Origin of the sequence: Sphingomonas sp. (assembly GCF_042091075.1) — a bacterium.
In the GTDB taxonomy this organism is placed as follows: Bacteria; Pseudomonadota; Alphaproteobacteria; order Sphingomonadales; family Sphingomonadaceae; genus Sphingomonas.
In genome coordinates this window covers 1-12,188 of the sequence record NZ_JBELIE010000099.1, presented here as the reverse complement: position 1 = coordinate 12,188, position 12,188 = coordinate 1, and the positions used below count along the sequence as shown (strand labels likewise).

General features: G+C 68.4%; 9 protein-coding genes. 5 read left to right on the top strand and 4 right to left on the bottom strand.

Going from position 1 to position 12,188, the window contains the following annotated elements:
- Positions 1 to 207 precede the first annotated feature (207 nt).
- Both ACFDSW_RS10820 and ACFDSW_RS10815 read right to left on the bottom strand, forming a co-directional pair.
- Positions 208 to 348 (bottom strand): hypothetical protein, encoded by a 141-nt coding sequence (locus ACFDSW_RS10820; protein WP_375250302.1) that lies wholly within the window; start codon positions 346 to 348, stop codon positions 208 to 210.
- The gene (locus ACFDSW_RS10815; RefSeq protein ID WP_375250301.1) at positions 312 to 2,111 is read right to left on the bottom strand and encodes an aminopeptidase P family protein; all 1,800 of its coding nucleotides are present in this window, start codon (positions 2,109 to 2,111) and stop codon (positions 312 to 314) included. The genes ACFDSW_RS10820 and ACFDSW_RS10815 overlap by 37 nt, the downstream gene beginning before the upstream one ends.
- A 167-nt stretch (positions 2,112 to 2,278) precedes the next feature.
- On the opposite strand from ACFDSW_RS10815, the gene ACFDSW_RS10810 reads away from it, so the two are divergent.
- The 3 genes from ACFDSW_RS10810 to ppc all read left to right on the top strand — a co-directional run bounded on the left by ACFDSW_RS10810 (position 2,279) and on the right by ppc (position 6,125).
- Complete coding sequence (locus ACFDSW_RS10810; protein ID WP_375250300.1) at positions 2,279 to 2,848, top strand: HNH endonuclease; 570 nt, start codon at positions 2,279 to 2,281, stop codon at positions 2,846 to 2,848.
- A gap of 16 nt (positions 2,849 to 2,864) precedes the next feature.
- Complete coding sequence (locus ACFDSW_RS10805; protein ID WP_375250299.1) at positions 2,865 to 3,299, top strand: hypothetical protein; 435 nt, start codon at positions 2,865 to 2,867, stop codon at positions 3,297 to 3,299.
- Positions 3,300 to 3,452: 153 nt separating this feature from the next.
- Positions 3,453 to 6,125 (top strand): phosphoenolpyruvate carboxylase, encoded by a 2,673-nt coding sequence (gene ppc, locus ACFDSW_RS10800; protein ID WP_375250298.1) that lies wholly within the window; start codon positions 3,453 to 3,455, stop codon positions 6,123 to 6,125.
- Positions 6,126 to 6,206: 81 nt separating this feature from the next.
- Here the strand turns inward: ppc and pepN are convergent, their stop codons facing one another.
- Positions 6,207 to 8,804, bottom strand: a complete 2,598-nt coding sequence (gene pepN, locus ACFDSW_RS10795; protein WP_375250297.1) for an aminopeptidase N — start codon at positions 8,802 to 8,804, stop codon at positions 6,207 to 6,209.
- Positions 8,805 to 9,034: 230 nt separating this feature from the next.
- Here pepN and ACFDSW_RS10790 point away from each other — a divergent pair, with 230 nt between their 5' ends.
- Positions 9,035 to 10,729: a M28 family peptidase gene (locus ACFDSW_RS10790; RefSeq protein WP_375250296.1), complete on the top strand. Its 1,695-nt coding sequence runs from the start codon at positions 9,035 to 9,037 to the stop codon at positions 10,727 to 10,729.
- Between the two features lie 58 nt (positions 10,730 to 10,787).
- Entirely contained in the window at positions 10,788 to 11,612 is an 825-nt protein-coding gene (locus tag ACFDSW_RS10785) for an NAD(P)-dependent oxidoreductase (RefSeq protein ID WP_375250295.1), read from the top strand.
- Here ACFDSW_RS10785 and ACFDSW_RS10780 read toward each other — a convergent pair.
- Positions 11,522 to 12,188: DMT family transporter (locus tag ACFDSW_RS10780; RefSeq protein WP_375250294.1), on the bottom strand; the 667-nt coding region annotated here is incomplete at its 5' end. The genes ACFDSW_RS10785 and ACFDSW_RS10780 overlap by 91 nt on opposite strands.

The window sequence follows — 12,188 nt, the reverse complement described above, 5'->3', positions numbered from 1 at the left end:
TCGCGATGAACGGGCGGAGCGGCTCGCCGAGCAACTGCGCGCCAACCTGAAACGGCGCAAGGCGCAGGCGCGCGCGGCGGCCGATGCACCGGCGGGCGTGGCGGTGCGCGCCCCGGCGGAGGGCAGCGAGCGCGACGAACGCTCCTGAGGCCGCGGTCCGTCGCGCTGCCCGGCGGCGCGTGGCCTGCCGTGGGCGGGCTTATCCGTCTAGCGGGCGTCGGTGGCGTAATGACCGAGCGTGAATGCGGCGGCGATTCCCTGCCACGTGCCGAGCGACGCGGCCCCCAGCAGCGCGGTAAAGCCGACGACGATCATCGTGCGACGGGCGAACATCTTGAAGCGAGCCATCGGGCGTCTTCCCCCTCCAATACCCGCGACAACTCTTCCGCGACGCGGGCGTGATAGGCATTCAGCCACATCAGCTCGCCATCGGTCAATAGGGCCGGATCGATCAGATCGCGATCGAGCGGCGCCAGCGTCAGCGTTTCGAACCCCAGCATCACCGCCTCGCCGCCGGGCAGTTCGCGTTCCACCACCAGCAGCAGATTTTCGATGCGGATGCCATATTCGCCCGCCTTGTAATAGCCGGGCTCGTTCGACAGGATCATGCCGGGCAACAGCGGCTCGAACGGCCCGTTGCCGCCATAACTGGGCTTGGCGATCCGCGCGGGGCCTTCGTGCACCGCGAGGAAGCTGCCCACGCCGTGCCCGGTGCCGTGCGCGAAATCGAGCCCGGCCTGCCACAGCGGCAAGCGCGCCAGCGTGTCGAGCTGCGCCCCGGTCGTTCCGCGCGGGAAGGTGGCGGTGGCCAGCGCGATATGCCCCTTCAGCACGCGTGTGTATCGATCGCGCATTTCCGCGCTGGGCGTGCCGATCGGCACGACGCGCGTCACATCGGTGGTGCCATCCTGATACTGGCCGCCCGAATCGATCAGGTAGAGCTGACCGTTCTCGATCGGCAGGTTCGACTCTTCGGTGACATGGTAATGCGGGATCGCCCCATGCGGGCCGGTGGCGGAAATGGCGTCGAACGACAGGTCGCGCAGTGCGCCCGTCTCGCGGCGAAACGCCTCCAGCTTCGCCGCCGCGGACCATTCGGTCTGCCCGCCGCGCGGTGCCTCGTCCGCGATCCAGCGCAGAAAGCGCGTCAGTGCCGCCCCGTCGCGCAGCGAGGCCGCGCGATGCCCCGCGATCTCGACCGGGTTCTTGGTCGCCTTGGCGACGACGGTGGGATCGCGCAGCGCCAGCGCCGTCCCGCCGCCGCGTTCCACCCGGTCGAAGATCGCGGAGACCGCCAAGGCGGGATCGATCGCGACACGCCGGCCCGCGAGCCCGTCGAGCGCGGCGGCGAAGGCCGCGCGGTCATGCACCCGCACCGCATTGCCGAGATGCTCCGCCACCTGCGACGTCATCTTCTCGGGTGCGACATACAGGTCGGCGGTGCCGTCGCGGTGGACGATCGCATAGGACAGCGCCACCGGGGTGCGCGCGACATCCGCGCCGCGCACGTTGAAGAGCCAGGCGATCGAGTCCAGCGCCGCGATCACCGTCGCCTTCGCGCCCACCGTCGTCAGCCAGTCCGCCACGTCGGCGCGCTTCGAAGCGGAGGATCGCCCCGCGAGCGCGTCCGGCTGGACGGTCAGCGGCGCGGCGGACGGGGCGGGGCGGTCGGGCCACACCGCGTCGACGGGATTGCCGTCGACCGCGACCAGTTCGGCGCCGACACCCGCCAGCGCGGCGCGCGCTTCGTCCACCCAGGCGCGGGTGTGCAGCCACGGGTCATACCCGATCCGTGCGCCCGCGCCGGCATGCGTGCCCAGCCATTGCGCGACGCTGCTATCGGGCACGCCGACGAACTGCCAGTCGTCCGCCGATACCTGCTCCCGCACCTGCAACGTGTAGCGGCCGTCGGTGAAGATCGCCGCTTCCTGCGGCAGCACCACGGCGGTGCCGGCGGAGCCCTGAAAGCCCGTCAACCACGCCAGCCGCTGCGCATAGGCGCCGACATATTCGCTCATATGCTCATCGGTCAGCGGGACGACGAAGCCGTCGAGGCGCTGGCGCGACAGCTGTTCGCGCAGGGCGGCGAGGCGGGCGGCATAGGTCGACATGATCACATTCCCATCACGGCGGGCGCAGGCGCCCGGGCTTGTCGCGGGCGTGCTGCCACAGGGGGCACGGCGCCGCCAGTCTTGAACCGGGCGGGCCGGACTGTCATCATGGCGTCACGCCGGTGAGCGAAAGCGCTGGCGAGTAGCGGAAAGGGGGACGTCCAAGCGTGTTCCATCCCGACCTGATACGGCACCCGGACTCCTGTCCGACGTTGGTGCTGAACGCCGATTATACGCCGTTATCCTACTACCCGCTGAGCATCTGGCCGTGGCAGACGGCGGTCAAGGCGGTCTTCCTCGAGCGTGTCGACATCGTCGCCCATTACGAGCGCGAGGTGCGCAGCCCGACGAAGGTGATGCGCCTGCCATCGGTGATCGCGCTAAAGCAATTCGTGAAGCCGTCGCAATTCCCCGCCTTCACGCGCTTCAACCTGTTCCTGCGCGATACGTTCGCCTGCCAATATTGCGGCAGCGCGACCCGCGAACTGACCTTCGACCATGTCGTCCCGCGGGCCCAGGGCGGCCGCACGACATGGGAGAATGTCGTCACCGCCTGCGCGCCGTGCAACCTGCGCAAGGGCGGGCGCACCCCGAAACAGGCCGGTATGCCCTTGTATTCCACCCCGATCCGGCCGACCAGCTGGCAGTTGCAGGAACACGGGCGTCGCTTTCCCCCCAATTATCTGCATGAGACATGGCACGACTGGCTCTACTGGGACGTAGAGCTGGAGGCCTGATGGAGACGATGTGCGCATGCGGATGATGGTAACGATGGCGGCGGGGCTGATCCTGCTGACCGCATGCTCGAAGCGCGATGTCGAGGACCAGGCGAATGCGGAGGTGCTGGCGAACTACGTCCCGCCGTTCGTGATGTCGCGGCTCGATTTCGGCGGCGTGGTCGAGCGCCGCTTCCGGCGGATCGACGTCAATAACGACGACAAGCTGACGCGCAATGAACTGCCGCCGCGTCTGATGCCCCGGCTGGGCGACATCGATCGCAACAAGGACGGCGCGATCTCCAACGACGAATGGAGCAGCTGGATGATGGCGCGCTTCGACGCGCAGGACGCCAATCGTGATGGTTCGGTGACCAGCGACGAACGCGAACGCGCGCGGGAGCTGCATGAGGCGGATCTGCCTACCCCGGCGGATGAACCGACGGCCAACGCCGCCGCGGTCGCCAAATAAAGGGCCGGGCGTGGTGTCGTGCCACGCCAAACGGATCCGGTCCTCCCGCGATACGGAGGCGGGGACCCTTATGGTCGGGCGAGCCGGCCCGACACATGTCACACCCGCCGATTGGTGATTGACCGCAAAGCTGTTGCAGCGCAGCATCCCCGCATGGCCACGCTTCCCCCGATCACGAACAATCCCGATGTCCGCTATTTGGGCCGTGTGCTCGGCGATGTCATCCGGGCCTATGGCGGGGAAAAACTGTACGAGCGGACCGAGGCGATCCGCTCCGCCTCGGTCGAGCGGCATCGCGGGAATCAGGCGATCGAGCCCGGCGCCGAACTCGGGACGCTGAACCTGGACGAGACGCTCGATTTCGTTCGCGGCTTCATGCTGTTCTCGATGCTGGCGAACCTTGCCGAGGATCGTCAGGGGATCGCGGCGGAGCAGGGCGCCGACCTCGCCGCCGCGCTGGAGCGGCTGGCGGGCGAGGGGATCGATCGCGAGGCGGTGCTGGCGCTGCTCGATCATGCGCTGATCGCCCCGGTGCTGACCGCGCATCCCACCGAGGTGCGGCGGAAGAGCATGATCGACCACCGCAACCGCATCGCGCAACTGATGGCGCTCCGCGATCGCGGGCTGGATCATACGCCGGATGGCGATCGCGTCGACGAGGCGGTGGTCCGGCAGGTCGCGCTCTTGTGGCAGACGCGCGTGTTGCGGCGCGAGCGGCTGTATGTCGTCGACGAGGTGGAAACCGCGCTCAGCTATCTGCGCGAGGTGTTCCTGCCGGTCATCCCGGCGCTGTACCAGCGCTGGGATCGCGCGATCGGCACCCGCGTCCCGGCGTTTCTGAAACCCGGCAGCTGGATCGGTGGCGATCGCGACGGCAACCCCTTCGTCACCGCCGATTCGCTGAAGGCGGCACTGGCGAAGGCGGCACAGGCGGTGCTCGGCTTCTATCTCGATCAACTGCATGCGATGGGCGCGGAACTGTCGATCTCGGCCCATCACGCACGCGTCGACGCGGGGGTGCTGGCGCTGGCGGAGGCGAGCGGCGATCATGCCGAGACACGCAGCGACGAGCCGTATCGCCGCGCGATCGCGGGAATTTATGCGCGCGTCGCCGCGACCTATCGCGCGATCACCGATCAGCCGGCACCGCGCCCGGGCCATCTGACCGGGGAGCCCTATGCCGATCCCGCCGCGCTGCGCGCCGATCTGGTGACGATCGCCCGGCCGCTGTCGGCGGACGGGGATGGGCTGCTGGGGTCGAGCGGCGCGATCGGGCGGCTGATCCGCGCGGTCGAGGTGTTCGGTTTCCACCTCGCGACGCTCGACCTGCGACAGAACAGCGCGGTGCACGAGCGGGTCGTGGCAGAGATGCTGAAACAGGCCGGCGTGTGCGACGATTATGCCGCGCTGGACGAGGATGCGCGCGTGATGCTCCTGCGGCAGGAACTGGCGACCGCACGCCCGCTGACCAGCGCCTTCGCCACCTATTCCGACGAAACCACGTCCGAGCTGGCGATCGTGCGTGCGGCGGCGGCGGCGCACGTCACCTACGGTGCGGCCTGCATCCGCCAGTATATCGTCTCGATGACCAAGTCGGTGTCGGACCTGCTGGAGGTCAATCTGCTGCTTAAGGAGGTCGGTCTGTACCGCCCCGGCGCGCCGGCGACCGCGGCGATCATGGCGGTGCCGCTGTTCGAGACGATCGAGGATCTCGAGGCCGCGCCCGCGATCATGACCGAGTGGTTCGCGATCCCCGAGGTGCGCGCGATCGCAAGACAGCGCGGGCATCAGGAAGTGATGATCGGCTATTCCGATAGCAACAAGGACGGCGGTTACCTGACCTCGACATGGCAATTGTCGAAGGCGTCGACCGCGCTGAAGCCGGTCTTCGACGCGGTCGGGGTGGGGATGCAATTGTTCCACGGGCGTGGCGGCGCGGTGGGGCGCGGCGGCGGCTCCAGCTTCGCCGCGATCCGGGCGCAGCCGCCCGGCACGGTTCAGGGCCGGATCCGGATCACCGAGCAGGGCGAGGTCATCGCCGGCAAATACGGCACCCGCGACAGCGCGATCACCAATCTGGAGGCGATGGCGTCCGCCACCCTGCTTGCCAGCCTGGAGCCGGAGGCGCTGTCGAACAGCGAGAACGCCACGTTCGCGGCGGCGATGGACACACTGTCCGGGGCGGCGTTTCGCGCCTATCGCGGGCTGGTGTACGAAACCGAGGGATTTCGCACCTTCTTCCGCCAGATGACGCCGATCGCGGAGATTGCCGGGCTGAAGATCGGAAGCCGTCCCGCCAGCCGCAAGCAAAGCGACGCGATCGAGGATCTGCGCGCGATCCCCTGGGTATTCAGCTGGGCGCAGGCGCGCGTGATGCTGCCGGGCTGGTACGGCGTCGGTCAGGCGATCGCCGGGTTCGAGGATCGGGCACTGCTGCGCGACATGGCGCAGGGCTGGCCTTTGTTCGGCGCCACGCTGGCCAATCTGGAGATGGTGCTGGCGAAATCCGATATGGGCATCGCCGAACGCTACGCCGGGCTGGTCGAGGATGCGGCGATGCGTGATCGGATGTTCGGCCGGATTCGCGACGGCTGGCAGTTGACGCACGACGGTCTGCTCGACGTCACCGGCCAGGCGCATCTGCTGGAAAAGCATCCCGCGCTCGACGCCTCGATCCGGCTGCGCCTGCCGTATATCGAGCCGCTCAACCTGTTGCAGATCGAGCTGATGAAGCGCCACCGCGCGGGCGAGGCGGATGAGCGCGTGCGTGAGGGGATTCTGCTCTCGATCAACGCGATCGCGACCGCGCTGCGCAATTCGGGCTGACCCGCCACCGCGGGTCGCGGCTGGCGCGCTGGCGGTGGCGATGGTTCGCGCGGCGGGGATGCCGACGCGCGATACGTGGCGCTATCCCTCCAGGCTTTTGGACGCCTGTTCGAACAGATCCTTCGAAATGCCCGGCGTTTCGACGATCCGGACTAATTCGTCGCGCATCAGCGTCGCCCGCTCGGGCGCGAAGCGGCGCCAGCGGCCAAGTGGCGGCAGCAGTTTCGCCGCGGTTTGCGGGTTGAGCGCGTCGAGCGCGAGCAACTGATCCGCCAGCCAGCGATAGCCCTCGCCGGTCCCGGCGTGAAACGCGCGCTGGTTGACCCCGAAGGCGCCGATCAGCGCCCGTGCGCGATTGGGGTTGGCGAGCGTGAAATCGGCATGCTCCGCGAGAGCGGCGACGATCGCGGGGGTGTCGTCGCGTGAGGACAGCGCCTGCGTCTGAAACCATTTGTCGAGGACCAGCCCGTTGCGGGCATAACGATGATAGAAGACATCGATCGCGGCGTCGCGCTCCGCCGAATGGCCACCCGCCAGCGCGGTCAGCGCGCCCGGCCGGTCGGTCATATTGTCCGCCGCCTCGAACTGGGCATAAGCGAGCGCCGCCGCGTCGCTCGCGCCCGATGCCGCGACATAGCCGAGCGCGACGTTGCGCAGCCGGCGGATGCCCTTGTCTTCCGGCGTATAGGCATAGGGGCGCCGCAGCGCGGGGTCGCAGGCGGCGCGCCACAGCGCATCCAGCCGCTGCGCCAGATCGCGCCGCAGCGCCTCGCGTGCCTGGAAGATCGCTTCGGGGTCGACGGTCGTCAGCTGATCGCCGATGAAGCTTTCCGCGGGCAGCAGCACCGATTCGGCGGCGAATGCGCGGTCCAGGTTCGGATCGGACAGCGTGTCCGCGACTGCGTCGATTACCGGGGTGTGATCCGCCTCGCCTTCGATCGTCGCCGCCACCAGCGTGTCGAGCATCAGTTGCTGCATCGCTTCGTAGCGCGCGAAGGGATCATCGTCGTGCCGCGCCAGAAAGGCGAGATCCGCTGCCGACCGGTCGCTGTCGATGATCACCGGCGCGGAAAAGCCGCGGTTCAGCGACACCACCGGACGCTCGGTGACGGTTTCGAACGTCACGCTGGCGGCGGGATCGGAGAGGATGATCAGTTGCTCGTCGCTCAACGGCCGCCCGGTCTCCGCGCCGAACAGCCGTACCTTGAGCGGCAGCACCTGCGGCTGCTTGTTCGACTGACCGGGCGTATCGGGGATCTTCTGTGCGAGGTTCAGCGTCGCGCGGCCGCCATCGGGGTGGTGATCGAGCGACACCGACACGCGCGGCGTGCCGGCCTGGCTGTACCAGCGGCGGAACTGCGCGAGATCGATCCCGCTCGCTTCCTCCATGCACGCCACGAAATCCTCGCACGTCGCCGCCGTGCCATCGAAACGGTCGAAATACAGGTCGCTGGCGGCGCGGAACGCCTGCGGCCCGATGATCGTCGCGATCATGCGGATCAGCTCCGCGCCCTTGTTGTAGATCGTCGCGGTGTAGAAATTGCCGATCTCGATATAGCTTTCGGGGCGTACCGGATGCGCCAGCGGACCGGCATCCTCCGGAAATTGCGCCGCACGCAGGCCGCGCACATCCTCGATCCGCTTGACGGCGGGCGATCCCTGATCGGCGGAAAAGCACTGATCGCGATAGACGGTGAACCCTTCCTTCAGGCTCAGCTGGAACCAGTCGCGACAGGTGACGCGGTTGCCCGACCAATTGTGGAAATATTCGTGCGCCACCACCGCCGCGATCGCGTCATAGTCCCAGTCGGTGGCGGTATCGGCATCCGCCAGGATGTAGCGGCTGTTGAAGATGTTCAGCCCCTTGTTCTCCATCGCGCCGAAGTTGAAATCGTCGACCGCGACGATGTTGAACACGTCGAGGTCATATTCGCGGCCATAGACCTGCTCGTCCCACGCCATCGACAGCTTCAAGGCGTGCATCGCATGGCTGGTGCGGGGCAGGTCGGCTTCGCGCACCCAGATGCCCAGCTCCACCGTCCGCCCCGATCGCGTGGTGAAGCGGTCGCGGTTGACCGCCAGATCGCCCGCGACCATCGCGAACAGATAGGACGGCTTGGGATAGGGATCGTGCCACTCGGCCCAATGCGTGCCGTCGTCATTGTCCCCGTGGGCGACCGGATCGCCATTGGCGAGCAGCACGGGGAAGCGCGCCTTGTCCGCCGTCATCCGTACCCGATAGGTCGCCAGCACGTCGGGCCGATCGGGGAAGAAGGTGATACGGCGAAAGCCCTCCGCCTCGCATTGCGTGCAGAGATTGCCGCCGGATGCGTACAGCCCCATCAACTGGGTGTTGCGGTCGGGCGCGATCTCCACTTCGGTTTCGATAGAATGCGCGTCGCCGGGCAGTGCGATGACGAGTTGCTCGCCCTCGATCCGCCAGTCGTTGATCGCGATACCGTCGACGGACACCGCCAGCGGCCGCTGTCCGCCACCATCCAGCCGCAGTGGCGCGTCATGCGCGCCGGCGCGCACCACCTCCAGCCGGGCCTTCACCCGCGTCGTCACCGGATCGAGGGCGACATCGAGCGCGACCTGCGGCACGAGCCAGGCGGGCGGCGTGTAATCCTCGCGGCGCGTGACGGGCGGAGCGGCGGGCGTGGAGCGGGCATCGACCATGACATGTCTATAGACGGCGCGCGTCGTGGTTCCATCGCAAAGCCGCCGGATGCGAAAAGAGCCGATGATATCGGCACATCGACGGGCGAGGGGGATACCGCAGCGATGGATGCCGTCGACAGGGGCTAGGCGCCCCGCACCTTGGCGGTTAGACAAGTTTCTGTTGTAACCTCATGGCCCTGCCGGATCGCCCCGTCGACCGGACGGCGGCTTCGTCTGGACATCGCCACTTGATTCATCGCTGCGTTTCCGCCCTTGCGCCGTTCGCGCTTGCCACCGCTTCCACCGCCAGCGCCGCCCCCGATACGCCCGCCGCCAGGCCCGCGCCGACGGTCGCGGCGCGCAATGAGCGCATCAACGCCGCGTTGCCGGCGGATCAGGCCGCGCTCAAGTCGCATGTGATGTTCCTCGCCTCCGATGCGATGAAGGGGCGCGAGGCGGGCAGCGGCGAGTTCGATATCGCGGCGCAATATGTCGCGTCCCAATTCTACGCCGCCGGGCTGCGTCCGCTGGGGGACGAGGGCGGCTATCAACAGGCGGTGCCGCTGGTCGCGTACAAGGCGGCCGATCGGGGGAGCTTCGTCTGGACCGGGGCGGACGGGGCGAGCGTGCCGCTGCTCTTCGGCGTCGATATCGTGCCCGCCGCCACCCCGGCGGCAAGGACGGTGGCGGTCAGCGCGCCGGTGGTGTTCGTCGGCCACGGCCTTGAAGCGCCCGCTTATGGGCTGGACGATTACGCCGGTGTCGACGTGCGTGGCAAGATCGTCGCCTATGTCGGTGGCGCGCCCGAGGGATTGCCGGCGGAGGTGGCGGCGACGTTCGCGGGGGCGGAAGCGCGCTTGCGCGCCGCCGCCGGCCATGGAGCGATCGGGGCGCTGGCGATCGCGGACCTGCGCAAGGCGGCGCGCGGGTCACCGGGTTTCGCTGAGGCCCGCAGCGCGTTCGGCAAGGAGCGCGTCACCTGGGCGACCGGCACCGGCGATACGACCGCGGGGCAGAGCCTGACCCCCGGCACTCCGCTGCTTGGCACGCTCTCGCCGGCGGGCGCCGGGAAGCTGTTCGGCGCGCACTGGGCGGCGATCGCGAAAGGCGCGGCGGCCCGCACGATGCGCGTGCCCCCGGTCACCGCGTCGGGAAGGCTGGCGGTGCAGGGCAAGACCTCGTTCCGCCGTTTCGACAGCAGCAACGTCGTCGGCGTGCTGCCCGGTAGCGACCCGGTGCTGGCGAAACAGTTCGTCGTCCTGTCCGCGCACCTCGACCATATCGGCGTGGGGGCGCCGGTCGATGGTGATGCGATCAACAATGGCGCGCTGGACGATGCACTCGGCATCGCCAGCCTGATCGAGGAGGCGCACCGTTTCCGCGCGGCAGGTGTCGCGCCGAAGCGAAGCATCATCTTCCTCGCGCTCACCGCCGAGGAGAAGGGGCTGGTCGGCAGCGACTATTTCGTGAACCACCCGCCGGTGCCGATCCGCGACATCGTCGCCGACGTGAACCTCGACATGCCGATCCTGACCTATCGCTTCGAGGATATGGTGGCGTTCGGCGGCGATCGCTCGTCGCTGGGGGCGATCATCGCACGCGCGACCAGCGCGATCGGAGTCACCTTATCCCCCGATCCGGTGCCCGACATGTCGATCTTCGTTCGTTCCGATCATTATAATTTCGTCCGCAAGGGTGTGCCGTCGATCTTCCTGTGGCCGGGATTGAAGGGGCAGGGACGGGCGGCGTTCGATCGCTTCATGGGGCAATGCTATCATCGGCCATGCGACGATCTGATGCAGCCGATCCTGTGGGACCAGGGGGTGCGTTTCGTCGATGCCAATTTCCGCATCGCGCGCGACATCGCCGATGCGCCGTCACGGCCGGTCTGGAACAAGGGCGATTATTTCGGCACCCTGTACGGCGGCCCGATGGCCCCCTGATGGCGGAGATGGCGATGCGACGGATGGACGGGACGATCGCGCTGCCGGGGGTGGCGGCATGAGCCGGCTGTTCGTCTTCGGTCTGGGATATACGGCGCGCACGATCGCGGCGGCGGCGGGCTGGCCGCTTCTGGCCACCACGCGCGACGGTCGCGACGGCACGATCCGCTTCGATGACGAGGCGAGGGTGCGCGCGGCGCTGGCGGCGTCGACGCATGTGCTGTCGTCGGTGCCGCCCGATGAAGACGGCGATGCGGTGCTGCTACGCTATCGCGATGCCCTGGCGGGGCGGTGGTGCGGCTATCTGTCCTCGACCGGCGTCTATGGCGATACCGGCGGGGCGTGGGTGGATGAAAGCGCGTCGGCGGATCGCGGTCGCCGGGGCGCGCGCAACGCCGCCGATGCGGCTTGGTGTGCGCTGGGCGCGCGTGTCTTTCGCCTGCCGGGAATCTATGGCCCGGGCCGTTCCCCGCTCGATCGAGTCGCGGCGGGCACGGCACACCGCACCGGCGTGGCGGGGCAGGTGTTCAGCCGTGTCCATGTCGACGATATCGCGGGTGCGGTGGTGCGGGCATTCGATGCCCCGGCGGGCATCTACAACCTTTCCGACGACCGCCCCGCGCCGCAGGACGAGGTGATCGAGCATGCTGCGCGCCTGCTCGGCATGGCGCCGCCGCCGATCGTCCCGCTGGCCGCGCTCAGCCCCGCCGCGCGCGCCTTCCATGCCGAAAACCGCCGCGTCGCCAATGGCAAGGCGAAGCGCGTGCTCGGCTGGCGGCTGCTCTATCCCGATTATGTCTTCGGCCTGCGCGCGCTGAGCGCCACCACCAGCCCGATCCCCGCCAGCACGCCCCCGGCGGCGGCCAGCGGCGTCCAGCGATAATCCTCGAAGACGGTCGACAGCAGCATCGCGATCACCGGGACGATGACGCTGTTGTACGCCGCCTTGGCGGGGCCGATCGTGCGGATGATGCGGAAATACAGCGTGAAAGCGAGGCTGGAAGCGACCACGCCCAGGTACAGCACCCCGGCGAGATAGGACCAGCGCGGCTCGATCACCGGCGGGCCGGTGGTGATCCACGCCCATGCCGCGTCCAGCGCCGCGCCGATCAACATCGCGGTCGCGAGCGTCGGCACCATCGGATAGCGCGCGGCGGTGCGCGTCGCCTGCATCACATTCGCGCTCGACGCCGACAGGATCGCGCATGCCGTCAACGCGATGCCAAGGAACGAGCGATGCCCGCCGCTGGGATCGGTGCGCGCCTCCTGCAGGAACAGCAGCGCCACCCCCGCCATCGCGATCACCGACCCGATCAATAGCTGCCGCCCCAGCCGCTGCCCCAGGAAAAGACGGGCGAACAGGGCGTTGGGAACCAGCAGCAGCGCGAAGGTGACCGCCACCAGCCCGGAGGTGATATGCTGTTCGGCGCGATAGACGAAGTTGAAGTTCAGCACGAAC